General features: G+C 40.2%; 25 protein-coding genes. 6 read left to right on the plus strand and 19 right to left on the minus strand.

The genetic code is table 11. The annotated features are described in order from the left end of the window. Window positions 1-53: 53 nt before the first annotated feature. The 3 genes from D3873_RS11345 to D3873_RS11355 form a co-directional block, all read right to left on the minus strand. Entirely contained in the window at window positions 54-2,426 is a 2,373-nt protein-coding gene (locus tag D3873_RS11345; RefSeq protein ID WP_119884113.1) for a penicillin acylase family protein, read from the minus strand. A 315-nt stretch (window positions 2,427-2,741) separates the two neighbouring features. Beyond that, window positions 2,742-3,662, minus strand: coding sequence for a UDP-N-acetylmuramate dehydrogenase (gene murB / locus D3873_RS11350; RefSeq protein WP_119884114.1), 921 nt, complete (start codon window positions 3,660-3,662; stop codon window positions 2,742-2,744). Window positions 3,663-3,733: 71 nt separating this feature from the next. Continuing rightward, complete coding sequence (locus D3873_RS11355; protein ID WP_119884115.1) at window positions 3,734-4,042, minus strand: winged helix-turn-helix transcriptional regulator; 309 nt, start codon at window positions 4,040-4,042, stop codon at window positions 3,734-3,736. Between the two features lie 140 nt (window positions 4,043-4,182). Here D3873_RS11355 and D3873_RS11360 point away from each other — a divergent pair, with 140 nt between their 5' ends. Together D3873_RS11360 and D3873_RS11365 are read left to right on the plus strand one after the other, a co-directional pair. Continuing rightward, a complete protein-coding gene (locus D3873_RS11360) occupies window positions 4,183-5,046 on the plus strand; it encodes a VOC family protein (protein ID WP_119884116.1) in 864 nt (287 codons plus the stop codon). 147 nt (window positions 5,047-5,193) lie between these two features. Continuing rightward, on the plus strand, window positions 5,194-5,721 hold the full coding sequence (locus tag D3873_RS11365; protein WP_119884117.1) for a YceI family protein: 528 nt from the start codon (window positions 5,194-5,196) through the stop codon (window positions 5,719-5,721). 261 nt (window positions 5,722-5,982) lie between these two features. Here D3873_RS11365 and D3873_RS11370 read toward each other — a convergent pair whose 3' ends face one another. Next, entirely contained in the window at window positions 5,983-8,148 is a 2,166-nt protein-coding gene (locus tag D3873_RS11370) for a bifunctional diguanylate cyclase/phosphodiesterase (protein WP_119884118.1), read from the minus strand. Between the two features lie 128 nt (window positions 8,149-8,276). Further along, window positions 8,277-9,299 carry a S66 family peptidase gene (locus D3873_RS11375; protein WP_119884119.1) on the minus strand — a complete coding sequence of 341 codons (1,023 nt, stop codon included), beginning with the start codon at window positions 9,297-9,299 and terminating at the stop codon, window positions 8,277-8,279. Between the two features lie 72 nt (window positions 9,300-9,371). Between D3873_RS11375 and D3873_RS11380 the strand changes: the two genes are divergently transcribed. Further along, a complete protein-coding gene (locus D3873_RS11380) occupies window positions 9,372-9,764 on the plus strand; it encodes a DUF2500 domain-containing protein (protein WP_119884120.1) in 393 nt (130 codons plus the stop codon). A 113-nt stretch (window positions 9,765-9,877) separates the two neighbouring features. Here D3873_RS11380 and D3873_RS11385 read toward each other — a convergent pair whose 3' ends face one another. The 4 genes from D3873_RS11385 to D3873_RS11400 all read right to left on the minus strand — a co-directional run bounded on the left by D3873_RS11385 (window position 9,878) and on the right by D3873_RS11400 (window position 13,015). Next, complete coding sequence (locus tag D3873_RS11385; RefSeq protein WP_119884121.1) at window positions 9,878-10,513, minus strand: FMN-dependent NADH-azoreductase; 636 nt, start codon at window positions 10,511-10,513, stop codon at window positions 9,878-9,880. A gap of 133 nt (window positions 10,514-10,646) precedes the next feature. Next, a complete protein-coding gene (locus D3873_RS11390; protein WP_119884122.1) occupies window positions 10,647-11,357 on the minus strand; it encodes a DsbA family oxidoreductase in 711 nt (236 codons plus the stop codon). 253 nt (window positions 11,358-11,610) lie between these two features. After that, window positions 11,611-12,534 carry a manganese-dependent inorganic pyrophosphatase gene (locus D3873_RS11395; protein WP_119884123.1) on the minus strand — a complete coding sequence of 308 codons (924 nt, stop codon included), beginning with the start codon at window positions 12,532-12,534 and terminating at the stop codon, window positions 11,611-11,613. 1 nt (window position 12,535) lies between these two features. Then, window positions 12,536-13,015: an RrF2 family transcriptional regulator gene (locus tag D3873_RS11400; protein WP_119884124.1), complete on the minus strand. Its 480-nt coding sequence runs from the start codon at window positions 13,013-13,015 to the stop codon at window positions 12,536-12,538. 152 nt (window positions 13,016-13,167) lie between these two features. Between D3873_RS11400 and hmpA the strand changes: the two genes are divergently transcribed. Together hmpA and D3873_RS11410 are read left to right on the plus strand one after the other, a co-directional pair. Next, entirely contained in the window at window positions 13,168-14,349 is a 1,182-nt protein-coding gene (gene hmpA / locus D3873_RS11405; protein ID WP_119884548.1) for an NO-inducible flavohemoprotein, read from the plus strand. Between the two features lie 175 nt (window positions 14,350-14,524). Beyond that, window positions 14,525-15,283: a GNAT family N-acetyltransferase gene (locus D3873_RS11410; protein WP_420799005.1), complete on the plus strand. Its 759-nt coding sequence runs from the start codon at window positions 14,525-14,527 to the stop codon at window positions 15,281-15,283. Between the two features lie 70 nt (window positions 15,284-15,353). On the opposite strand, the gene arsC is transcribed toward D3873_RS11410, so the two are convergent. The 6 genes from arsC to D3873_RS11440 form a co-directional block, all read right to left on the minus strand. Then, window positions 15,354-15,773 carry an arsenate reductase (thioredoxin) gene (arsC, locus tag D3873_RS11415; protein WP_119884126.1) on the minus strand — a complete coding sequence of 140 codons (420 nt, stop codon included), beginning with the start codon at window positions 15,771-15,773 and terminating at the stop codon, window positions 15,354-15,356. A 30-nt stretch (window positions 15,774-15,803) separates the two neighbouring features. Further along, entirely contained in the window at window positions 15,804-17,102 is a 1,299-nt protein-coding gene (locus D3873_RS11420; protein ID WP_119884127.1) for an arsenic transporter, read from the minus strand. 18 nt (window positions 17,103-17,120) lie between these two features. Further along, window positions 17,121-17,453, minus strand: coding sequence for an ArsR/SmtB family transcription factor (locus D3873_RS11425; RefSeq protein ID WP_119884128.1), 333 nt, complete (start codon window positions 17,451-17,453; stop codon window positions 17,121-17,123). Window positions 17,454-17,907: 454 nt separating this feature from the next. Next, complete coding sequence (locus tag D3873_RS11430) at window positions 17,908-19,038, minus strand: M20 peptidase aminoacylase family protein (RefSeq protein WP_119884129.1); 1,131 nt, start codon at window positions 19,036-19,038, stop codon at window positions 17,908-17,910. Between the two features lie 92 nt (window positions 19,039-19,130). Next, window positions 19,131-19,649, minus strand: a complete 519-nt coding sequence (locus D3873_RS11435) for a type 1 glutamine amidotransferase domain-containing protein (RefSeq protein WP_119884130.1) — start codon at window positions 19,647-19,649, stop codon at window positions 19,131-19,133. Between the two features lie 60 nt (window positions 19,650-19,709). Next, complete coding sequence (locus D3873_RS11440) at window positions 19,710-20,303, minus strand: DNA-3-methyladenine glycosylase (protein WP_238473781.1); 594 nt, start codon at window positions 20,301-20,303, stop codon at window positions 19,710-19,712. A gap of 76 nt (window positions 20,304-20,379) precedes the next feature. Between D3873_RS11440 and D3873_RS11445 the strand changes: the two genes are divergently transcribed. After that, on the plus strand, window positions 20,380-21,192 hold the full coding sequence (locus D3873_RS11445; RefSeq protein ID WP_119884132.1) for an SGNH/GDSL hydrolase family protein: 813 nt from the start codon (window positions 20,380-20,382) through the stop codon (window positions 21,190-21,192). Between the two features lie 78 nt (window positions 21,193-21,270). Here D3873_RS11445 and D3873_RS11450 read toward each other — a convergent pair whose 3' ends face one another. The 4 genes from D3873_RS11450 to D3873_RS11465 form a co-directional block, all read right to left on the minus strand. Beyond that, a complete protein-coding gene (locus tag D3873_RS11450) occupies window positions 21,271-22,185 on the minus strand; it encodes an ABC transporter substrate-binding protein (protein ID WP_119884133.1) in 915 nt (304 codons plus the stop codon). A 15-nt stretch (window positions 22,186-22,200) separates the two neighbouring features. Then, window positions 22,201-22,842: an ABC transporter permease gene (locus D3873_RS11455; protein ID WP_119884134.1), complete on the minus strand. Its 642-nt coding sequence runs from the start codon at window positions 22,840-22,842 to the stop codon at window positions 22,201-22,203. After that, complete coding sequence (locus D3873_RS11460; protein ID WP_119884135.1) at window positions 22,839-23,804, minus strand: ABC transporter ATP-binding protein; 966 nt, start codon at window positions 23,802-23,804, stop codon at window positions 22,839-22,841. Before D3873_RS11460 ends, D3873_RS11455 begins: the two co-directional genes overlap by 4 nt. Window positions 23,805-23,989: 185 nt before the next feature. Next, window positions 23,990-24,835 carry a GNAT family N-acetyltransferase gene (locus D3873_RS11465; RefSeq protein WP_119884136.1) on the minus strand — a complete coding sequence of 282 codons (846 nt, stop codon included), beginning with the start codon at window positions 24,833-24,835 and terminating at the stop codon, window positions 23,990-23,992. Between the last annotated feature and the right edge of the window lie 137 nt (window positions 24,836-24,972).

Here is a 24,972-nt window from a genome sequence, read left to right on the forward strand (position 1 = left end):
ACGTAAAAATAATGAAAAATGCCAGGAAGCATCTCACCTTCCTGGCGTTTTTCTTATTGTCCTGGGAGTAATTGGAGCTTCTCCATCTCTTGTGTTTCATTCCCATCAATGGACGTTACATGATAGTCGCCTTTCGCCCAATCCTGCACTTGATCATGGAACCATTTGGACTTGATGTGTCCACTCTGTCCAGGTCCCACAATATGGTAAGCTTTAGAAGTATCGGCTAAGTCCACCACATAGCGCCAAGAAGCACCATGGTCGACTCGTCCGTCTTCATCAAACCCAGCAGCCATCACGGTAATATTGGATCCCGATACCGGAACTGATTTTGCATTCAACAAGTATCCTAAAACAGGCGAAGCACCTCCAAGAGGGTGATCGAAGGTGAGTTGATGATACTCTCCCCATTTCCAATCCTTAGGATCCTCACCGAATTCTTCTGCAACATTCTTCATGGATTCCTCCAGCGAGTCAGCTAGCCATTTGTCTAAACCGCCGTATTGTTTTACCCATTCGCCTTCATTTCCAGCAAATGCATCGCGTAGCATTTGATCTGTGATATTTCCTTTTCCTTGTAATAAATCATACACATCTTCTGGCATCTCGGGAGCAAACAAGGTGATTGGAAGCTGCTTGATCCAGCGATGAAAGATAAGTGGAGCCGCGCTATCTTTCGAGTCATTTTGATCCCAATCATCTAAAATGGTTACATACTTTTCCAGATGATCAGCACGATCACTTTTTCGAACTGTCGCTACCATGTCTTGCACAAATTCTCGAGCAAGTAAGTCTTGTGTATCCATTTGAAGCGCCATCATATCTTCCTTCTTAAAAGAATCTCCAGCTTGTAGCACTTCCGAAATTCGTTCATACCGATAGGATTGCGCCCAAAAATCCGTTATATGATACGGATACGAATCGTCCACTACTTCATTATTAGCTGTAGCGATGAAACCTTCTTTCGGATTAACTACACGCGGCAATTCATCGTATGGAACATATCCTTTCCAACCATAGTCGGAGGAATTTCCTGGTACTGGTAGCTGTGCATCTCCTTGCTTTCGAATTGGAATTCGACCATTTGCTTTATACGCAATCGTTCCATCCGTGGAAGCAAAGACGAAGTTCTGTGCAGGAGCATGAAAATCCTCTAACGCCGTTTCAAACTCCTCCCAATTTGTTGCTTTATTCATATTCAAAACCGCCTGTAGTTCCAATGTTGGTTCTAACGCGGTCCATTGCATCGAAAAGACAGCCTCTGACTCTGTGTTGTCGTACATGACATCCGATATGATCGGACCATGGCGTGTGACAACCACTTCAAAATCAACCGTGTCGCCATCTTTTACACGAATCGGCTCGTCTCTAACCTCTGCTTTTTCCCATTTGCCGTCATACTCATACTCGTATTTAGTCGAAGGATTTGGCTTTTCGATATATAAATCTTGCACGTCTGGGCCAACATTCGTTACACCCCATGCAATCGACTCGTTGTGTCCCAAAATAATCCCAGGAACTCCTGCAAAGATTACACCACTCACATTCTGTTCAGGTGAAGATAAATGCATTTGATACCAAATCGATGGTGTGCTTAATCCCAAATGCGGATCATCTGCTAACAATGGTTTGCCAGATGCCGTTTTTTCTCCTGACACCACCCAGTTATTGCTTCCGTTAAATTCATTCGGCAACAAACTCGCATCAAAGGCATTTGCCACCTTCACTTGGTTGTCCAAATTCGCTTGAATGATGGACGGTTTGTCTTCTGGGTACGTAATGAACAGCTCTTTTGCCTTCGCTTCTGGTAAGTTTCCTAGCGCCCAATGACGAACCGCCAAACTTGACCAATTTCCGCCTAAATCATACGCCATATATTTCCCAATCGTTAAACTATCAATCGTATCCCAGTCAGAAGGTTCGTATCCAAGCAATGAAAACTCATATGATAACTTATTTTCTTCCTTTGCATACGTAATATACGCATTTACCCCTTCGGCATACCACTCAAGCACTTGTTTCGCTTCCGATCCGTAGCCAGCCCAAGACTTTTCAGCCGCATCACGCAAACTGAACGTTCGGAAAAATTTATCCGTCGACACCGCTGCATCTCCCACTACTTCCGAGAGCGTTCCACTCGCTTGTCTTCGCGCTAAATCCATTTGGAATAACCGATCCTGTGCCTGCACAAATCCTTGAGCGCGATATAAATCAGCCTCACTTTTTGCCGTAATGTGTGGAACACCTTTTTCATCTCTTTCCACACTTACTTCTTCTTCCAACATATCTACATGTAGCTCTCCTGATATCTGAGGCTTCGACTTCCCTATGAACCAGTTCAAGCCAATAGCAACTGCTAAGATTAGCAAAGCTAAAGTACCAAGCGTCCATAACAAAATCTTCCCTATTCGACGTTTCTTTCTCACACAAAATTCCCCCTTGTATACGTTAGCAATTCGCTATACTGGAGAAATATTCCTCTATTTGCCGACAAAATAGTGTGTTGCAATGTAGAATTCTCGACAATATAATGTTTCTTCGCGAATCGCACCAATTCTTCTCGAATCGCACCGATTATAGTTACTTGTACCTCTCGTAGCGCCACTCAAGTATTAAAATCCCATCCCATTTGATATATTCCAATGAATATCTCGCAACTAGTATCCGTCTAATAAATGCACCACGCATTCCTTCTACCGAAATCCATTTCCACACAAAAAAAAGAGTCCTTTTCAGGACTCTTACGCATTCGGATTTTCTCCGACAATTTTCACTTCTAATTCTAACTCTACTCCAAACTTTTCTTTGACCGTACTTCGTACCATGTCAATTGTTTGGATGTAATCCGTTGCAGTAGCATTATTTTTATTTACAATAAACCCTGCGTGCTTCGTGGAAACTTCCGCTCCACCATAGCCTTTGCCTTGCAGATCACAATCTTGTATCAGTTTTCCCGCAAAATAACCAGGAGGTCGCTTGAAGACACTACCTGCAGATGGATATTCGAGTGGTTGCTTCGATTCACGTAAATGCGTTAAATCCGCAATCTTCGAATCAATCGCAAGTTGTTCGCCTTTTTCCAACATAAATTCTGCCGATAACACGTAATAACCGTATTTCGTGATGGCGCTCTTACGGTACTCGAGCTCTAGCTGCTCCTTATTTAACACAAGTTTTTCCCCTTCGGGCGTCAACACCGTGCACTGATAAATAATGTCTTTAATCTCGCCGCCATATGCACCAGCATTCATCGCCATTGCACCACCGATTGATCCTGGAATTCCACATGCAAACTCAAGACCCGTAAGCGATTCCACCGCTGCAGCTTTTGACACGTCAATAATGTCAATTCCAGCTTCGCAATAAACGTGCAAATCGTTAATATACACACGGTTTAACTTTGAAAAATTCAACACAATGCCACGCACCCCACCGTCACGCACCACCATATTGGAACCATTTCCAAGTAGTAGAAGCGTCACGTCATTCTCATGCGCGTACTTTACCACAAATTGTGCTTCCTCTTCCGTGTTTGGAGCCACATATAAATCGGCAATCCCGCCCATTCTCGTCATCGTATGCAAATGTAGCGGCTCATCCATCATCATACTATCCTGAGGAAGCTTCGTTCCCAAATCTTGTATCCAACGCTCTTTATTCATACAAAAACCCTTTCAGCTTTCACGATTCTTTTCATAGTATGCGATGTTTACGATCGTTTGACAAGCAACATTCACGATAACCATACTTTGGACCACTGCTCAATTCCATCAATCGCGGCCTTTAGACCCTCACCCTTACTCGTCAACGTATACTCCACACGCACCGGTGCCTCCTCATATACTTTTCGTGCCACGACACCTTCTTTTTCGAGCTCCTTCAACCGTTCCGACAAAAGTCTACCACTAACAGGGAGCGCCGACTCCATCTCACTGAATCGCTTAGGTCCATCTAACAACTGATAAATGATCAACCCAGTCCACCGTTTACCGATCAAATCCATCGCCTTCGAAAGTCTTGGACATAATTCGACTTCGCTCATTTCCGCTCACCTCTTTATAGAAGTAGTATACACCGAAAACCTACTTTCGTAAAATAGAGTAACTTAATTACTTGACGTAATTGAATTACCATTGTATATTTACTTACGAAAAGTAACTTTAAGGAAAGGAGTTAATAATAATGAGCTTTCAATTAGACCCTCAACTCCGAATGGGCCACCTGACACTACGAGTACAATCGCTCTTGGCAATGAAGGACTTTTACGTTCGCGCTTTTGGCTTTGATGTATTAACAGAGGCAGAGACGGAGGTCATATTTACCGCCAATGGTCGTGACAAACTTCTCGTTTTACAAGCTGATCCAGATGCTACGATACGAGAACGCCATATGGCAGGACTCTATCATGTCGCATTTCTTGTCTCTTCTCGAGAAGACTTAGCTTACGTCATTCATCATCTATTAAATAGCGGCATACAATTAGATGGTGCGGCGGATCATTTATTCTCAGAAGCATTCTACTTACACGATCCGGAAGGAAACGGGATTGAAATTTACCGAGACCGCTCGCGAGAAGAATGGGAATATCAAGAAAACGGCGATTTAGCAGTCGCAAATGCTCCTATTCAATTTCAGGCAATAATGGACACACTCGATCAGAATCGTCCATGGAACGGCTTTCCATCCGATACTGTAATCGGACATATACATTTGCAAACTGTAAATTTAGAAGAGGCACGTACCTTTTTTCTCGAAGTACTTGGAATGGATTCCATGATTCAATTACCCAATTCTGCTGAATTTGTATCAGCTGGTGGTTATCACCATCACATCGCTGTCAACGTTTGGCAAGGGTCACACCGTAAGGTTGCATTGCCATCCAGTACAGGAATTGTCGAGTACTCCATGATTGTAAGTACACTCTCTGAGCTTGAACGATTAGCCAACCATTTTAGGGAGTTAGAAGTACCTTTTATGCAGAACAAAAACACTGTAAGTCTCAAAGATATGAACGGCACGAACATAATTATTACTTCAGAGGATTAAGAAAAATTTTTTGGGGTAATTATTAGAAGAATAATTTTAACACTATTATCTTAAATTCAAGATATTTTAATTCAAGACTATTGACATCGAGATACTTTTACATTACGATTAAAAAAGTTAACCAACACACATTAGGAGGAAATGAACATGAAAAAATGGAACGTAGACCCAGCTCACTCAACACTAGGATTTTCAGTAAAACACATGATGGTATCGAAAGTACGCGGAAACTTTAATCAATTTGATGCACAAGTTGAAGCGAACGAAAACGATTTAACAGGTGCATCCATCGCATTTGACATCGATGTTGCTAGTATTAACACAAACAACGAAGATCGTGATAATCACCTTCGTTCAGAAGACTTCTTCAATGTAGAAGCATTCCCGAAAATGTCTTTCGTTGCAACAGACATCACAAAGAAAAATGATTCTGATTACACCATCACTGGTGATTTAACGATTAAGGATGTCACAAAACCAGTAACATTCGATGCAGAATACGAAGGAAAAGGAACAAACCCATGGGGTCAAGAAGTAGTCGGTTTTACAGCAGAAGGTAAAATCAACCGTAAAGACTTCGGCTTAACATGGAACCAAACGTTAGAAACTGGCGGAGTATTAGTCGGAGAAGACATTAAACTTAACTTAGAAATTCAAGCGAACCCAGCACAATAATGTACATTACCCCTTATCTCACATTTCGAGGTAAGGGGTTTATTATGTTTAATACGCTAGGTAATAGTACTAAATGAAAGGAGTGAACAGCTAGTATGCCGGAATAATAGTATCTTCTCAAAAATAGGATAGCTCTACATATTTTATTTCCTTAATCCTTCTATCAGCGGTATAACGCTTTCTATTGGCGGAACACTTTTCTCAAACGAAAAATGCCATGAATACAGGATTCATGGCATCATAACGGATACATTCTTTTATTTATTCGAACGGAAATTCTTCGTCTTGTAAATCAATCGCTAGTTTACCAATCATCGGACGACCAATCAGGTAGCCTTGCACTTTGTGTGCGCCCATTTCTTTCATCACAGATAGTTGGGCTTCCGTTTCTACACCTTCCATTACGGTAGTCATTCCGAGATTTCGCACGATATCAAGAACACCTTGCAAAATGATACCTGATTTATCGCCTTCTGTTTCCATTCGCACGATAAACGAACGATCAATTTTCACATGATCAATCGGCAGTTCTTTTAGAATCGAAAGAGAAGAATACCCCGTACCAAAGTCATCTAAAGCGGTTTGGACACCGAGCTCATTTAATTCTCTCAATGCAAATTTCGCAAGTTCAATATTTTGAACTGCTACAGATTCCGTGATCTCGAACATCAATCGTTGTGGTTGAATACCTGACACCGTGAGAACTTCTTTCACCGTTGGGATGAAATCAGGATGCATCATTTGTTTCACGGAAATATTCACCGCTACGTGGAAGCCCGACTTTCCTTGACGATCCCACTCAGCGATTTGTCCCACAACTTCTTGCATAATCCACTTTCCAACTGGAATGATGAGATCATTTTGTTCTAACAACGGGATGAAATCAAGCGGTGCGATTGTTCCGATTAAGGGAGATTCCCAACGAATTAACGCTTCATAGCTAGTTACTCGTTTTGCATCCAGTTCATAAATAGGCTGATATACGATGTAGTACTCATTATTTTTCAGTGCGTGTACAACATTATTCGCAATTAACCGATGCCTCTCATTTTGGTTCGCTAATTCTTGTGAGAAAAAGATTGCTCTATTTCCACCTAGCTTCTTCGCTTCTTGCACAGCAAATGTAGCATCTTGCATGATTAGATCTGGCCAATCCCCAAGTTCAGATAGTCGGATTCCAACGCTTAACGTCACCCATAAACTTTCAAATGTAGAAAGAACGATCGGTTCTTCCATCAAGTGAACGATTTGATCGGATAATCGCTTCATCTCGTCACGATCTTGTGAATCCAAGAGGATGACAAATTCATCTCCTCCCACTCGGTATACACAGTCCTTAGCAGCAATCGATTGAATTTTTTTACTGATTTCAAACAATACCCGATCACCAAGCTGGTAGCCGTTCCGTTCATTAATTTCTTTAAATCGATCAATATTGATAAAGAACAGCGTGAATTTTTCAAACTTCACTGGGTCGAGTCGTTTCTTTAGCGTTTCTTCAAGTAACACACGATTTGGTAGGTTCGTAAGTAAATCGATTTTTAGCATATTTTCTTCCCGTATTTCATTTCTTCGGATGTATAGAAGAATGCCAATAAGGAAGAGTAAAGTAATCGCAACAATTGCAGTATTACGCCAGAAGTTATGTGAAATTTGATCTTCTAGATCATTACTAAAGGAGTCCACTACAACTGTCCAGTCCGCTCCAGCACGTTGGAACATGACATAATGCGCTGCGTTTTCATCAACTAAAAATTGGCCACTATCCTTTTCATTCATTTGTTTAATAAACCAATCCGCATCGACTAATTTTTCTTCTATCGATTCGTCTTTCGTCGACATAACTAACTGCTCATCTTTGTATAAATAAAGCGTGCCTGGCAAATTAGACTCCGTCGCAATTTTCCCAAGTATATTCCCCATGTTGATCACGCCTGATAATACGCCAATTATTTCTCCGTTATCTCGAATTGGTAATCGAATAGCTGTTACTTGTTGACTAGGATCTTGGAAAAGCGGAAACAAATCACTATACACGACTTCCCCTTGCAACGCCCGCTCGAAGGATTCTCTCTGATTCACTTGAAAGACGGAACCATCTGCAGCTAGCACTTTTCCATCCGGATAGACAAAACCTAGTGATGTAAAGAAAGGCATCTTAATACGCTGTTGTTCGAGAAAATTGATTTTTTCTTGATCGTCCTTTATGTATACTAAATAATCTGCGATAAGTTCTAACTCGGCAACTCGTTCATTGGAAAATTTATTCGTCTCATCGGTGAAACTGGAAAGTAATTCTTCTGTTTCCTTTTGAACAGTTTCAAGTACATATTCTTTCGTAGAGTGATAGTTCCAGATCGTCACTACAATTACAATACATAGAATAAGCGACATTAATAGATATGCCTGGATAATACGATTGGACATCTCTCTACTCCTTTCTACCAAATTGCGTCAAAATAACCTAATTATCTGTCATTATATTCCAAAATAAGTATTCTTTGCTTCTATAGTATTTTCAGTCAAATTAGCCCAATAGTCAATGCTATTTTCCATTATGGGCGAAATTCCATTCGCAGACTGGCTTTCGAATCCTTTACCTCTACAGTGGCAAAAGCACCATTCACAAGTGTCCATTGCGGGGGCATATGACCGAAATCGCCATCATAGGCAATGGGAATATCTAAAGATTGCTGTAAACGCTCCATCGCATCCACAGCGGTAAAATCCTCCACATCTTGTGCAGCTGGTGTTCTTCCAAACAAAATGCCACTAGTGTTTTGAAACCATCCGGCTTGTTGCAATTGTAAAAGTGTTCGATAAAAATCAGTCGCACTAAAACCATCCACTTCGAAGTACCACAAGATAGGTTCATTCTTGATAAATGTCTGTTGGAAAGTAGCTATATCTCCATACGGTGTCCCACATAAATGACAAACAGTATCGAGGCAACCTCCTAACAATCTCCCTTCTACTCTTATCGGCACATCGCCTATCGTTTTCCACTGTGTTTTTTCGGTTAAATGAAAAACATATGGTTTTGCTTCACGTGTATGATCCCACGAAGATTGAAACTTCTCCGAAGAGTGTTGAATAAGAGATTCACCCACTTTCATTTGTAAAACATCGAGAAATTTTGATGTTGTAGGATCCCATTCATCACTACGTAAATCCACTAGATTGGTACCATGAGCTGTCGCAATACCTGCTCTCACCGTTACACTAAACAGCAGCGTACTCACGTCTGAATAACCTAAGAGCCATTTAGGAGAAAGTACCGTGAAATCAATTAGTGGTAAAATTTCTTGCAGAATTTCTCCTCCCCATGGGGGGATAATGGCTTGTATAGATGGGTTTTCCCACATCTCCTTCAATTCTTTTGCACGTAGTTCTTTCGGTGCTGAAGCTGCTTTCTCTTGTGTCCACGTTGTCTTCCCTATTTTTACCAGAAAGCCTCTTGTCTCTAGTTGAGAAACTGCTTGATGGATTAATGAATGTAAAAATTCTGGCACGCCTGATGAAGGTGCAGTAACTCCAATTGTATCTCCGAATTTTACTGGTGCTGGATAGCGAATCACGATGTCGTCCCCCAAAAAATGTATTGAAACTATTTTACCGAAATGTCGTAATAGTAGATAGGGGGGATTTATATGCCATTTGAACAATTCGGAGATCCATACAGTAGTGGGGGATTTGACGTTTTCTCTTTATTTTCGATCATCTTTCCACTCTTTTTCCTTGTCGTATTTGGAATCATTCTTTTTGCAATCATTAAAGGAATTTCTCAATGGTCCAAAAACAATCGCTCACCAATCCTGACTGTTCCTGCTGAAGTAGTGACAAAGCGGACGAAAACTTCAGGGGGTACAGGAGATTCTGCAGCGAGTACTCGTTACTTTGTGACGTTCGAAGTACAAAGTGGCGATCGAATGGAACTACAGTTGAGTGGCCAAGAATTCGGTATGCTAGCTGACGATGATATCGGATTACTCACATTTCAAGGGACACGTTATAAATCATTTGAACGCAAAAAAAGTAACTAGGAATTCGAATCCTAGTTACTTTTCAATTTATACAAGAAACGTTTACCTGTCGTTTCATAGTTTACTTTTAGATTATTCCAATCGCTCTACAACACTAAGTCGTAATCCTTTGCTTATACAGAAACAGTAGCAAGACGCGCTGCAGACTCTTGCACTTTTCGCATTCCTTCTGCAATGATTTCTTCTGCGCGATCTGGGAACTGGTTATGACCTTCAATGATAATTTCTTCCACGTCTTTTATTCCAAAGAAATTCATGATCATTCGAATATAGTTGACACTCATTTCACTCGGTGCCATTTCCGGAGTCGAGTAGACGCCTCCACGTGCATTTAAAATGATTGCCTTTTTATCGGGAACTAATCCGATTGGTCCATTCTCATTGTAGCTAAATGTCACACCAGCACGATAAATATAGTCAATAAACGTCTGTAAAGCAGCTGGAATGGTTTTATTCCAAAGTGGGAAGGCAAACACTACGACATCGGCTTCCATAAACGCGTCCATTGCTTTGTTCGAAGCAGTAAGAATACGTTGTTCCACGTCATTTAATGGCTCAGCTTGTGCGGACTTGCCCATTGCAGTAAAGAAATCTTGGCCGAAATACGGCATATCTTCTTTAAATACATCAAACGTATTGACTGTTACATCTTTCGCTTGTGAAATTTCTTCCATAAATACGTCATACATTTTACTTGAAATTCCTTCTGTTGAAGGACGGTTATTTGCTTTTACAACTAAAACATTCATTTCAAACACTCCAATTTCGGTTAATTTATCGACAATTTTTACTTCTTCATTTCAAGACGTCTTACAGTATAAAAGTGAGCAGTGTAGAATTCCAGTGATCTGCTCACTTCGTATATTGTTTTCAACTCATTTATTAGATATCACAAGAGTCATCTGAGCAGACATTCGCATTCGTGTCGCCAAGAAGCTGTAACTTCGAGCGCTGAATACCTTCTTCTGCCGCCACTTTTTCTAACATTTCTTCAAATACATCGTTTGGTTGTGCGCCAGAAATCGCGTATTTTTCATTCACCACAAAAAATGGCACTCCGCGAACTCCCAACTCGATTCCTTCTTGCATTTCCACTCGAACTGCCGCCAAGTTTTCTTTCGTTTCGAGCATTGCTTTCGCTTCTTCTACGTTTAGCCCTGCTTCTTTCACGATCTCTAGCAAAACTTCTCTACGACCGATTTCCCTAGCATCAATGAAATAAGCATGGAATAGTCGTTCGCTCAATTCTTTCGCTTGATCATTCTTTTGTGCCCACATCACTAAACGATGAGCATCACGAGTATTCGCCGGACGAATAGCATCGAAATTATAGGTGAGACCAACAGATTTCGCTTGCTCTCGTACTCCATCCGTCATTTGTTTTGCGGCTTCCACAGTCGTTTGATATTTTCGTGCAAGTGATTCATATGTTGTTTCTTCCGATGTTGCAGGCGCAGACATATCCAACTCATAGCTTTTGAACACAACGTCCACGTGATCTTGAAGTCCTTTCTTTTCAATCGCTTGTTCTAATCGTCTTTTTCCTATATAACAAAACGGACAAACATAGTCCGACCAGATTTCAATTTTCATAACTTTCACCTCTAAAAAATAGTATAGGATGGCATTCTCTCGAATTCAAGATAAATGCTCATGCATGAAAATGTGGTAACGGAACAGAAGATGGACTCTTAGTATCTTTTATTAAATAGAGATACAAGTTTTTAATCCCGATCTATTTTAACTACCCAAACTACTTACGTTTCCTAAAACATTTATCCTACTTTACACGTGAGTTCCGTTCCACATAAAAAAGCCCTAGAGATTCTAGAGCTTTTCCACATATTTACGCTTCCGTTAATGCTTCCGTTAATACAGGAACCACTTGTTTTTTTCGAGAAACTACTCCTTTAAGGAGTGCCTTATTTTGTTCAAAGTTAACTCCAAATGCTTTCTCTGCTTTAGTCGCTTGACTTCCTAAAGCAATTGCTACGGAATCATTATTTAAAATGTCTGTAATCACAAAGAAGAACAAATCCAAGTTTTTCTCTGCAATATTACGATAAATTGCTGCTTCTAGTTCTTCTTGACGAGATAAGACATCTTCTACATCCACAGTATTCACTTGAGCAATTTCTATTTTATAGTCACCCATCCCGAATTCTTTCGCATCGAGCGTCAACAACTCTTCTAGCGTTTTTTTACTTAAATCAGCTCCTGCTTTTAACATGTCTAATCCATATTCTTGCGCAGAAACGCCTGCAATTGTTTCTAGTTCTTTTGCAGCTGCAATATCTTGTTCCGTGCATGTAGGAGATTTGAATAATAACGAGTCAGAAATAATCGCAGATAACATCAGACCAGCAATATTTGCTGGAATTTCGACATTATTTTCTTTGAATAATTTCAGTAAGATCGTTGCGGTACATCCGACAGGTTCAACACGCATATATAAAGGATCAGCTGTTTCAAAATTAGCTACTCTGTGATGATCGACTACTTCTAAGATGCGAGCATCTTCTATTCCATCGATACTTTGTTGGAACTCGTTGTGATCGACTAGGATTAATTCTGCTTCTCCAGCTTTCTCGACGAATTGAGGTGCTTCAAAACCAAATGTTGAAAGCGCGAATGCTGTTTCATCTTGTACTTCCCCTAAACGAATTGCTTGTGCGTCCATTCCTAGTTGTTGTTTTAAATAAGCGTAGACAATGGCAGACGAAATGGAATCGGTATCCGGGTTTTTATGTCCTGTTACAAAAATAGTCATGTTATTCTTCCTCCTGATTTTCAAATGATGAATCGGTCGTGTTTGTGGGTGCTACTAATATAGAACGGAGTTCAGCTTTGTTTTCCAACAAATCCTCAAGTGTATATCCGTCTAATACAGCTAAATAGGCACGCAATGCTTGTGCAAGTATCCCTTTTAAATAACACACAGGTGTAATTACGCACTTGTTTCTTGCACAATCAAAACATTCTACTAAATAGAAATCATCTTCTGTTTGTCTAATTAGTTTGCCAATATTAATTTCTTTCGGTTGAATCGCTAAACGTATGCCGCCGCCTCTTCCACGTGTGGAATGAATATACCCTAGCTTCGCAAGATCATACGTTACTTTCATTAAATGATTTTTAGAAATTCCATACGCTTCGGATATTTCGCGAATCGTGGATAGCTCTCCCGACTCTTTTGTGCCAACGTACATCAGTACACGCAATGAAAAGTCGGAGTACATTGTTAAACGCATCTTGTCACCTTACTTTCTACTTGTCCATTATAGCGATTATGTCTTTTCCGTGAAAGAAATGTGTCGGATTTTTTAAAGATGTATTTTATATATTGCTTTAAGAAAATTAGGGGAGTAAGGTGAAGGTATCCAAAACGAAGGGAAGTTTTACAATGTTATCTACTCAAACGATCGACGTTATTAAATCTACTGTTCCTGTATTAGCTGTACATGGTACGGATATTACGAAAGTGTTTTATAAGAATTTATTTTCCGCTCATCCAGAACTATTAAATATTTTTAATCACGCGAATCAGTCGCAAGGACGTCAACAAACAGCGCTTGCAAATACGGTGTATGCTGCAGCACTTCACATTGATCAATTGGAAGCTTTATTACCTGCAGTGAAGCAAATTGCTCATAAGCACCGTTCATTAGGAGTTAAAGAGGAACACTACCCAATCGTTGGAGAACATTTGCTTGGGGCAATCAAAGAAGTGCTTGGTGATGCTGCTACTCCTGAAATTTTATCCGCATGGGAACAAGCTTACGGTGTCATTGCAAGTGTTTTCATTTCCGTTGAAAAGGAAATGTATACAAAAGCTGCGGAACAACCGGCTGGATGGGACGGTTTTAAAGACTTCAAAGTCGTTCGCAAAGTGAGAGAAAGTAGTGTAATTACATCCTTCTATTTAGAAGCTGCTGATGGTTCAACATTACCTCCTTTCCAACCCGGTCAATACATTACGGTTCGAGTTTCTATCCCAGGTAAGGAATACACGGCAAATCGCCAATACAGTCTTTCAGCTGCACCTAACGAAAATTATTACCGTATCTCTGTGAAAAAAGAAGCAGACAGAGAACCATTTGGAACAGTTAGTACGTATTTGCACGATCATGTTCAAGCTGGTGATACGATCGAAATTAGTGCCCCAGCAGGCGATTTCGTATTAGATACAGAAGCTATGTCCCCAGTGACTTTTATAAGCGGAGGAGTAGGAATCACGCCTTTCATGAGTATGCTTGGGTATATTGCGAATCATCAACCATCACGCCCAGTATCATTTTTACACGGTACTCGCAACAAACAAACACAAGCGTTTGATTTGGAAATAAAAGATCATATGCGCAACATCCATGATACAACGAACTGTACGTTATTCTCTGACGAGCCAAATGGCTACATTACACCAGAATTTATAGAAGAAAATATGTTAAAAAACAGTGACATCTATTTATGTGGGCCTGTTCCATTCTTAGAAATTATGACAAAACACTTAGCTCAATTAGGTGTTGAAGAAGAAAAAATTCACCTTGAGTTCTTTGGACCAGCAGTTAGTTTGTCAACTAATTGATAAATAGGTGGAAGTAATTTATGTAGAAAGAAATGGTTAAATCTCTTTTAAATGAGTAGAAAGAAGTGTATAATAAATTATTGTATAATACATTTATACTACTTTAGTAATTGAAAGTTTAGAATCGAGGTTTAATCACGCAATGAAAGCGGATAAGAAATACTTACCATTAGAAATGTATTTTTCCCAATGTACATTACCGTCCGTCACTTTACGTTTTCAGGAAATCGAGAATATAATGGGACAACAGCTCCCAAACGCTGCCTATCTTAATAGCAGTTGGTGGAAAAAAACAAAACCTCCAGCGCTGCATTATGTTGCTTGGACGAACCAGGGGTATGTGGTAGAGAAAGTAGACTTAGGGAATACAATCACGTTTGTAAATGAAGCGAAGCCAGTCACAACCGATTCGACCAGTGATCATCATATCCTCATCATCCGACAAGTTGATGTGGAAGATGCCCGTTCCATCATTGAGTTGCAAATGACAATCGAGGCCGAATCTGATTTTTTATTGTACGGAAAAGACGAACGAAAATTAAGCGTACAAGCGATGCGAAAACGGATCATGGAATGGCGTAAAATGGAAAATTCCGCAATGTTTGTTGCCATTTCCGATGGAAACTATGCCGGTTTCTTACTTCTGTTAGGAAATAGTGCACCGCGTGCGAAGCATCGAGCGTCCTTATTTTTAGGAGTGAAGCAAGAATTCCAACGAAAAGGAATTGCTACCGCTTTAATCAAACACGCCGAATCATTTGCATCATCACAAGGTGTCCATAGATTAGAGCTTACTGTGATAGCAACCAACGATGCAGCCATTGCTCTTTACAAACACACTGGTTTTGAACAAGAAGGATTACGCAGAGAGTCGATGTTGATAGACAATACCCTTCATGATGAACTTTATATGGGGAAAATTTTAATTAAGTAAAAAAAGCCTACTACAAAGGGAAGAACATGAATGACATGTATCCTTTGTTAGTAGGCTTTTGTTTATTTTTTTATTTACCCGTCTCTGAAAATGCGAGAATTCGGGCTTCTATTTCATCACGCACACGCACGAATGTGTTCCACTTTTCTTCTTCCGATCCAGTCGCTTTCGCAGGATCTTCAAATCCCCAATGCCATCTTATTACATTAGGTGGAGTCACTGGACATTTATCGTTTGCATCCCCACAAAGTGTAACTGCATAATCTGCGTTCTTCAGAAGTTCCATGTCGATAATATCAGACGTTTGATTCGCAATATCCACTCCCGCTTCCGCCATCACTTTGACCGCATTCGGGTTTAACCCATGTGCTTCAATTCCCGCAGAATAAACATCAAATCGATCACTCAAATATTTTTTTCCAAATCCCTCTGCCATTTGTGAACGACAGGAATTACCTGTACATAAAAAATAGATACTTTTTTTCGTCATGTTCTTTCACTCCTTCTAATTGAGCTACACCTAAGCTGAAATAAGGAGTAGCCACAAATATAATCCTGTTAATGTGATAAAAAGGGTTGGGATCGTTAAAACAATGCCGACTTTAAAATAATATCCCCATGAAATGTCGACACCTTTTTGTTTCAATACATGTAGCCATAATAATGTAGCAAGAGACCCTATAGGCGTCATTTTGGGTCCTAAATCAGACCCAATGATATTCGCATAAATGAGTGACTCTCGGATGGTACCCACTGTTTGGGTATCCGCAATGGCGATGGCATCAATCATGACCGTTGGCATATTATTCATTACCGACGACAAAACTGCCGCGATAAAGCCCATTCCTACTGTTGCAGCGTACAATCCGTGGGATGCTGTCCAGTCAATTAATACTGTAAGAAAATCTGTGAGTCCCACATTTCGTAAACCGTAGACAACAACATACATTCCGATGGAAAAGAAGACAATGGCCCAAGGTGCTCCCTTTACCACTGCTTTTGTATGAACTGCTGGACTCTTTCTCGCTAGGAATAAAAAAAGAAGTGCAATAGCGGCTGCAACAAACGATACAGGAATGGCTAAAAACTCACTTAAAAAATAAGCGATTAGTAAAACCGTTAACAAAAGCCATGACAAGCGAAAAAGACGTAGGTCTTTAATCGCGGAAGAAGGATTTGCTAGTTTCTCTACCTCTACCGTTTTTGGAATGACACGACGGAAATAAATAAATAAAACGAGAACACTCGCACCAAAGCTAAACAAATTTGGCACAATCATTCTAGAGGCGTATTCCAAAAATCCAATTCCAAAATAATCAGCCGAAACGATGTTCACTAAGTTACTAATAACAAATGGTAGTGAAGTTGTATCGGCAATGAATCCCGAAGCCATGATAAACGGTAAAATCATTCGATCTTTTAAATCTAATGCTCGTACCATCGCCAGAACAATCGGGGTTAATATAAGTGCTGCCCCATCGTTCGCAAAGAATGCCGAAACGAGCATTCCTAATAACAAAACGTAAAAAAACATACGATACCCACTGCCATGGGATAATTTCGCCATATGCAAAGCTGCCCACTCAAAAAACCCAATTTCATCTAGCAGTAGGGAAATAATGATAAGTGCGATAAACGTAAAGGTCGCATTCCATACGATCGATGTAACGTCGAGTACGTCCGTAAAATCTACTACTCCAAAGAGTAGAGCTACAATCGCTCCTCCAACTGCTGACCACCCAATGGACAAACCTCTCGGTTGCCAAATAACAAAAAGGAGCGTGAGGAGAAAAATTCCTCCTGCGATAATAATGTCCAATGTCAATCCTCCATTATCTTAACTAGTACAAGATACTTTTTTACCTTCTGCAACGAGATGCTCCAATGTTCTTTCAGGAGTAGGAAGTTCATGAATCAGCTGGAGAATAAACGCTTTTTCATCGTGCATCTCCTCTAACTGCCAAATTGTCCATCTACCCTGTTTCCGTTCTTTCACGAGTCCCGCATCCTTCAACTTTTTCATATGCTGACTGACTGCTGGCTGTGACATATGTAGCAACTCTGTTAACTCACATACACACAATTCAGATGTGGACAAATATTTAACGATTTTTAATCTCGTCGTATCCGCTAACGCTTTTAAGACTTGATCTGCTTGCATATAATTCATAAGCAACTCCTTATATGTTTGACAATTTTATTATATAAGCAAATGCTTATGCATTCAAGAGGTAATAGTATTTTTTACTACATCTATAGTGAAGAAGCTGCATATTTTGTTGGCATACAATCCACATGCATGAATTGATTAAAGTATTGCCGCTTGCCTTAGAGATCTCCCTGAGATCCTTGCACGTTAGTTGAAATGTAGGATCAAAGAAATGTGATAAAAGCCTGAATAGCATTAAGTTTTAGCTTCTATAAGCGCAAAACCGAGTTCTATAAGCGAAAAACATCCAACTATTAGCGCAAATTCCATTCTATAAGCGCTTATGGCCATTCTATTGGCGTTCATACTTTTTGAAAGTAAAGAATGTAAAAATGCCATGAGTATTTTTCACTCACGGCATCACTATCTAGACACTTTACTGCTTAAAAATGTTCCTTTTATCGGATCCTTTATCTTACTTGGCTATCCACGTTTTCTTTAATTCCTGAATCGTTTCATAAACTAGTTCAACGCCGTATTGCAGCGCTTCGTGATTAAATGTCATGTCAGGATGGTGCAAACCTGGTGATAAGTCGCATCCTAATCCGATCATTGTTGTCTTGAGTTCTGTGTTATGTTCTGCATAGAAATGAAAGTCTTCCCCACCAGGGGTGATCAATTCTTGTACACAGTTTTCAGCACCCAACACGTTGTGAATTGCTTTTTCAACGATTGCTTTTGCTTCGGGATGAGGTCTTGCTGCTACTAAATTTGTATGTATGGAATAGTCTATTGTGGCACCGTATTGTTCTTCTACTAAACGAAGAGCTTGGAATGTTTTCATTTCAAGCGTTTGCATAATCGCATTCGATTGTGCACGTAAATCTAACGTAAAGACCGCTTTTCCTGGAATGATATTTCCCGTCTCGCTACCCGCGAGTAACTGTGTCATTTTCACGGAAAAAGGTTCCATCGGATCTAGTCGTATCGCTTCTAGATGCTGGACGATGGAAGTCGCGACTTCGATAGAATTGATGCCAAGATGAGGTCTAGCTGCATGAGCGTCTGTGCCAGCTATTGTTCCTTTTATCATGATAGATGCCCCATGATCGATGGATGCAGATGCTTTACCAAACGGCAATTCTTGGACCGGACGCAAATGCAGTCCAAACAGATAGTGCAGGTTGCTTACAACCCCGTGCTCGATTAACTTGAGCGCACCTTGACCTGTTTCTTCAGCTGGTTGAAAGATGAAACGCAGACGAAATGGCAACTGCTCGTCATTCTCGATTAGTTTTTTTAGCGTACCAAAGACAATTGTCATATGGGCGTCGTGGCCACAAGAATGATTCGCTTGAAATGTGCCTTCTACTTCTTGCCAAAGTGCATCCATATCGGTACGAATTCCGGCAACTAATTCTCCTTCTCCAGTATCAACATATAACCCAGTACAGTCCGCAAATTGCACAGGTGTTAGTCCTAGCAACTCCACTTGGTTGCTTATGTAATTAGTTGTCGCAATTTCTTTCCAACTTACTTCTGGATGCTGATGTAAATACTCAAACATCTCCTGTATCTGGTGAACTTCCCCTTTAGATTGTTCCATACCCCTTTTGCTCTCCTTTTTGTTACCCGTTCTTTCTACCGTTATTTTAGCTTTATTCGACAAAATAAAAAACCCTTTTTCAAGGGTCTTCCTCATAACTTTTCTAGTAATTTTAATGACTCACGATTAAAAGCAGGAATATCATCGGGTTGTCTACTAGTCACCAATTGATTTTGGCATACGAGAACCTCTTCATCATGATAGTCTGCACCGGCGTATATCAAGTCTTGTTTAATCGATTTGAATCCCGTTGCTTTTCGACCTTCTAACGCTTTCGCGGTAATTAATAGTTGTGGTCCATGACAAATCGCAAATACTGGTTTTTTCTCATCCATAAATGCTTTTGCGAATGAAACGAAACGCTCGTCTCCGCGTAACTGATCTGGAGAAAACCCTCCCGGTAACAGTAGCGCGTCAAAATCTGAAGGATTTACGTCATCAATGCCGTAATCTATTTTAATTACTGCTTCGCCTTGTTTACCTTTTACTTCTTTACCAGCTTCTTTTTCAATCGTAAATACTTCGTGTCCAGCTTCATTTAATGCATCGGAGGGACCTGTAAATTCTACATCTTCAAACATATCTGTAATCAAAGTTGCAATTTTCGCCATGTTGTCATCTCCTCAATATTTTAGTCTATCTCTGTTTTCCACAAGGAAGAAAAAGTAAACCTATGGACGAAACTTGGACACATACGGATTATCTTTTTCGAAAAAACGATATGGATAATGAACCGCTTCTAAACTATTTCCGATGCCCACTCTCGGACCAGTTTCAATTGACTGTACAGATTCCCCTTTTGCAATATAGAGTGGTTGCTCCCACCATTTGTGTCCATAGTATTCCATGGAAACATCTAGAGCTTTGCTTAACTTTCCTGGCCCATTTGTCCATTCCAGCTTTTTTCGTCCATCGCGAAATTCTTGCATCAATGATTCCCCTAAGATGGGTTCCCCAGCTCGAATTAAAATCGCCTCAGGAGTACCTTCTGGACCACTAACGACATTCATTAACACTTGCCGATGCATCTGATACATGTAGACACTACCTGCTCCACCAAACATAACTTCTGTCCGTTTTGTTCGACGGTTGCCAAAGCTATGCGCTGCACGGTCCACTGCACCTAAATACGCTTCTACTTCCACAATTTTGACAGCAAGTGTGCCACTCGAATGTTCATGCACTAAATAAGTGCCTATTAAATTTGAACTAAGTTCTAACGTTGGTTTTTGATAAAATTCTCTTGATAATGCTTCAAATTTCACATTTTCACTCCTGTATATGTCGAATGTATTTTCCATTTGATATACTAGAAAAACAACCCTGAAAGGACGATTCCCAATGGAAAAATGGAAATGGCTCATATGGCTATTAGCTGGTGTATTAGTTGTCTTTTATTCCCGCAGTTTGACAAAACAAGACGAAGCAATTGCGACCCAAAATGAGCGAAAGACACTCGATCAATCAGAAGAAAGTATCTATCATCATTTACTCGCAATTCAAAAACAATATGGCAATGTGAAACTAGCCGTTACTGGTAGTAGTGTAACAAAAGGCTCTGGTGCTAGTCATCCATCTAAATCCTGGAGAGGACTATTAGAATCACACCTCCGCTTATCTGATCCATCTCTTCGTAATGTAAGCATTGCTAATCATGGTCATTCAGGGTATACGTCCGTTCGAATTTTAGAAAAAGCGGTAACAGAACCAATTATTGCCTACCAACCAGATGTTCTGTTTATCGAAACTTCTGTGATAAATAATCACAACAAAAATGTACCGATGAAAGAAACTCTCGACTCGCTAAAACAACTACACGATTATTATCAAGCGCAGTTACCAACTACATATCTGGTGTTTTTATCTCCAAATCCTTGTGTGGAGAATAAATTCGGACCAAAGATTAACGAATTAGGATACTCATTTGAAGATTATATCGAAGAAACGTCACTTTTTTTAATGAACCAGGGGTATGTGTACTTTAATAGTCATGCACATATGAAGCAGTATATGGAAAAACATCAAATTGCCATTTCTTCTACATTAAAAGACGGAATCCATCCAAATGATAAAGGCTATCAAATTTGGTACCAGACACTACTTCCCTTCATTTATGAATACCGTGAAATCGACAAAGCGAAGATCGAGAATTAATATCTCCCCCTGTTATCATTTTTCAAACAACAAGCCATTCTCTTCCGAAAAGTCGGAAAGGAATGGCTTTTTCGCTTGTTATTCAGAGATAAGACCTTTTCCCACTAAAAAGTCTCGCGCAACATCTTCCGCTTTTTCTCCATCAATATCTACTCGTGCATTCATTTGTTGCATTTCTTTTTCGGTGATTTTCCCTGCAAGTTCATTTAATGTGTCTTCTAACTCAGGGTAAGTTTCTAGAGCTTCCATTCGCACGACAGGTGCTGCATCATATTTCGGGAAAAATCCTTTGTCATCCTTTGTTGTTTGTAAATCGAATCGTTCGATGCGACCATCAGTAGTAAATGCTGGAATCACATCAACATCACCTTGTTTCAATGCTTCGTACATAACATTTGGATCTAGACTTTCGGTTTCAGAAAATGTAAACGGATAAGTCGCGATCATGCCTTCGTATCCATCCCCTGGACGTTCGTAAAAGGCATGTGGTGCGCCAAAAACCATTTCCTCTTGCTTCGAAATTTCCACTAAATCCGAATACGTTTCTGCATCGTACCCACTGTCTTTTGAATACGCTAATGTGTAGGTGTTTTCAAATCCTAACGGCTCTAACCACGTTACATTGAATTTGTCCTCATATCCTTCACGTACTCGTTTCAAGACGCTATCTGAACTTTCTCCAAGCTCCAGTTCTTCTTCTAATACGGATTGGAGACCTGTCCCTGTATATTCCACATAGACATCAATATCCCCATTTTCGATTGCTGGAGTTAAAATTGCCACTTCCCCTAGTCCATCTTTATATTCCACTTCATAATCGGTTTTCTCTTCAATATACATGCCTAAAATGTATGGAAGGATATATTGTTCTGTCCATGGCTTTCCGCTCACCACAATCGGTTCACTTGCATCTCCTGAACTGTTTCCTCCATCTCCACATGCACTTAAAAGTAATGTTGCTGCTAACCCCATTCCTACTAACGCTTTTTTCATCTTATTTCCTCCCAATTAGTCAATTGTCATTCCTTTAGGTGTTGTTCGTTTCTCAATCCACTTGAGAATAAAGTCAAAAGCTATGGCTAAGAGTGCTACTGGCAACGCACCGGCTAATACGAGCTCGTTATTATACGACTGAAGACCACGATAAATAACGTCTCCTAGTCCACCTGCTCCTACAAAAGTGGCTAGTGTGGCAATGCCGACCGTCAAAACCGTTGCGGTCCGTATGCCTGCCATGATAAACGGCAGAGCGAGTGGCAATTCAATTTGTCGTAAAATTTGCGATTGGGTCATCCCCATCCCTTTTCCTGCTTCGATAATGGAAGAATCGACTCCTTTAATTCCGGTATACGTGTTTCGCAAAATCGGTAACAGTGCATAAATAATAAGGGCAATTAAGGCAGTTTGCGTGCCGATTCCCATAATGGGGACTAGAAATCCGAAGAGCGCAAGGCTTGGTATGGTTTGAAAGATTGCAGTAATACCTATAATCGGTTCTGCTATTTTTCGATACCGCGCAATGACAATCCCAAGAGGCAGTGAAATCGCAATTCCAACTGCAAGTGCGATAAAGGAAATATACAGATGTTCTAAAAAAGCAGACTGTATTAGATCCGAGCGACTTTGAACTGTTTCGATAAAACTACTCATGCCTTCGCACCTTCTTCTTCACGTAACATCGCGTTTAGTATGTCTTGTTGGGTAAGAAACCCGACAGTCGATTCGCCTCTTTTTATTTCAACAGTATCAGCAGATTGGAGTAATGTAACCGCCTCTTTCACAGAAGCATCTTCTGAAATCATGGCAGAGACAGTCTCTTTTGGAGTTTGGGAATAAAATTCCGTTAGATCTCGCAAGAGAATCTGTGAAAATTGACGCTGATTCTTCAATCGTTCCGATCCGATAAACTGACGGACAAAATCGTTTGCTGGAGAATGAATAATTTCGTCCGGGGTCCCCACTTGTTCAATTTTTCCGCTCCGCATCACCACAATGCAGTCTGCTATCCGCAGCGCTTCATCCATATCATGTGTGACAAATACAATGGTTTTATGTATTCGTTGCTGTAGGTCTTTCATCTCCATTTGTAATTGTTCCCGACTAAGTGGATCAAGCGCACTAAATGGTTCATCCATTAGTAAGATATTCGGGTCACTTGCAAGCGCTCGGACAACGCCAACTCGTTGTTGCTGACCCCCACTTAATTCTAGTGGATAGCGGTTTAAAAAAATGGCAGGGTCAAGTCCGACAAGCGTCATTAGCTCTTCAATTCGTTGTCGTTTTTTCTCCTTGGACCATCCTTGCAGGGAAGGAACTAGTCCTGCATTTTTCTCAATCGTCATATGCGGAAACAAGCCGATTCGTTGAATGACATATCCAATGGACCTGCGCAAATCCACCGCACTTTTTGTTTTCACATCTTCTCCATCGATTTCCACTTTCCCGTTCGTCGGTTCCTCTAGTCGATTAATCATTTTCATTAAAGTCGTTTTACCACATCCACTTGGCCCGATGATTGCAGTCAATTTTCCTGGCAATAACTTCAACGTTAAGCGATCAATCGCAACAGTCCCATCCGAAAAACGTTTCGTCACATCTGTAAATTCAATCAAGCCATCCCCCCCTTAAACCTGCATACTTTTCCTTTCTTACCCTCTACCCTATTATTTCTGTTTTAAGCGCTTCACTTCTACTATTTCACCTCACATGCAGCACATTCCTCTTTTCCACTTAATATGCACAAACGAAAAACTCGCGATAACATTCCATACATGGTTTGTCATCGCGAGTATACTTTTTATTGGAATCCTAAATGTCGTGTATCTGCTATTTTTCGATAGCCAATTTCTTGATAAATTTTGTTGGAAGTTGGGTTCGAAAGATCGGTGAATAAAACGCAAAATCGATAGTCTCGCAACAATTCTTCCGTCACTTTTGCCACTAACGTTCTAGCATAGCCCTTTTTACGATGCTTTTTTGGTGTAAATACAAACGATACAGTAATCCCATTTGCAGAAGGACGTGATTTTTTAGCAACTGCGACCGTCTCACCATTTACAATCCATTTAAATACTTCTTCATTGCTAATAAACAGCTTCACCTTATTTCTCGCATCTTCTGAACTAGAGACTGGAAGTCCTGTATCTTGTTCAAAAAATGTATACCATGTTTCAATCAGTTTTTGGTCTTCTGAAGTTGCAACTTCTAGTTTTCCTTCTGCCATCACTAAGTTGTCTTCGATGTGATCTATTCGATAAAATCCTTGCTCCATTAATACTGTCGTTTCTTGCTTCGTTTTGAGAGCATATAGTTTTGCAAAAGTGGAGACATACGGTTCTTCCCCAATGACGGAAAATACTTTCCATGTATGATCCACGAAATAGTCTACAGCGGTCTGTAAAAGTTTCTCGTTTTGCGAGTCTTCAATAATAATCATATGTAATGGATGTGGTGGTGTCATTTGAAAGAATGCAAGTATTTCACCTTCTTCTTCAATACATCCTAAGTGGTACTCCGAATATTTTCCTTCTTGAATACCATTTAATACGCCAGCAAACAAGCTATACAAATCTTCCCGCTTCTGCAGTATATCTTTCGCCAACTGGAACATTTCGTTGGCAGAGTCAATTTTTCGGTAGAGCATTCATCAACACTCCTCTCTTGTTATTAAATTAGTTTACTATTATAATCTTGAACTTTGAAAACTTTTTTGAAAAAAAGTGATCCATTTTCTTCTTCGATACGTTTACTTTCTATACGGATAATTGTATCTAGTTACTC

The organism is Paenisporosarcina cavernae (assembly GCF_003595195.1).
Taxonomy (GTDB): domain Bacteria; phylum Bacillota; class Bacilli; order Bacillales_A; family Planococcaceae; genus Paenisporosarcina; species Paenisporosarcina cavernae.

Coding starts and splice junctions, on each gene's coding strand:
- D3873_RS11355 (WP_119884115.1), bottom strand. CDS start 4,042: ATGAGCGAAGTCGAATTATGTCCAAGACTTTCGAAGGCGATGGATTTG.
- D3873_RS11410 (WP_420799005.1), top strand. CDS start 14,525: ATGTATTTTTCCCAATGTACATTACCGTCCGTCACTTTACGTTTTCAG.
- D3873_RS11430 (WP_119884129.1), bottom strand. CDS start 19,038: ATGGAACAATCTAAAGGGGAAGTTCACCAGATACAGGAGATGTTTGAG.
- D3873_RS11400 (WP_119884124.1), bottom strand. CDS start 13,015: ATGCGTTTAACAATGTACTCCGACTTTTCATTGCGTGTACTGATGTAC.
- arsC (WP_119884126.1), bottom strand. CDS start 15,773: ATGACGAAAAAAAGTATCTATTTTTTATGTACAGGTAATTCCTGTCGT.
- D3873_RS11370 (WP_119884118.1), bottom strand. CDS start 8,148: ATGTCCAATCGTATTATCCAGGCATATCTATTAATGTCGCTTATTCTA.
- D3873_RS11435 (WP_119884130.1), bottom strand. CDS start 19,649: ATGGCGAAAATTGCAACTTTGATTACAGATATGTTTGAAGATGTAGAA.
- D3873_RS11455 (WP_119884134.1), bottom strand. CDS start 22,842: ATGAGTAGTTTTATCGAAACAGTTCAAAGTCGCTCGGATCTAATACAG.
- D3873_RS11365 (WP_119884117.1), top strand. CDS start 5,194: ATGAAAAAATGGAACGTAGACCCAGCTCACTCAACACTAGGATTTTCA.
- D3873_RS11390 (WP_119884122.1), bottom strand. CDS start 11,357: ATGAAAATTGAAATCTGGTCGGACTATGTTTGTCCGTTTTGTTATATA.
- D3873_RS11385 (WP_119884121.1), bottom strand. CDS start 10,513: ATGAATGTTTTAGTTGTAAAAGCAAATAACCGTCCTTCAACAGAAGGA.
- D3873_RS11380 (WP_119884120.1), top strand. CDS start 9,372: ATGCCATTTGAACAATTCGGAGATCCATACAGTAGTGGGGGATTTGAC.
- D3873_RS11395 (WP_119884123.1), bottom strand. CDS start 12,534: ATGACTATTTTTGTAACAGGACATAAAAACCCGGATACCGATTCCATT.
- D3873_RS11445 (WP_119884132.1), top strand. CDS start 20,380: ATGGAAAAATGGAAATGGCTCATATGGCTATTAGCTGGTGTATTAGTT.
- murB (WP_119884114.1), bottom strand. CDS start 3,662: ATGAATAAAGAGCGTTGGATACAAGATTTGGGAACGAAGCTTCCTCAG.
- hmpA (WP_119884548.1), top strand. CDS start 13,168: ATGTTATCTACTCAAACGATCGACGTTATTAAATCTACTGTTCCTGTA.
- D3873_RS11360 (WP_119884116.1), top strand. CDS start 4,183: ATGAGCTTTCAATTAGACCCTCAACTCCGAATGGGCCACCTGACACTA.
- D3873_RS11450 (WP_119884133.1), bottom strand. CDS start 22,185: ATGAAAAAAGCGTTAGTAGGAATGGGGTTAGCAGCAACATTACTTTTA.
- D3873_RS11425 (WP_119884128.1), bottom strand. CDS start 17,453: ATGAATTATATGCAAGCAGATCAAGTCTTAAAAGCGTTAGCGGATACG.
- D3873_RS11465 (WP_119884136.1), bottom strand. CDS start 24,835: ATGCTCTACCGAAAAATTGACTCTGCCAACGAAATGTTCCAGTTGGCG.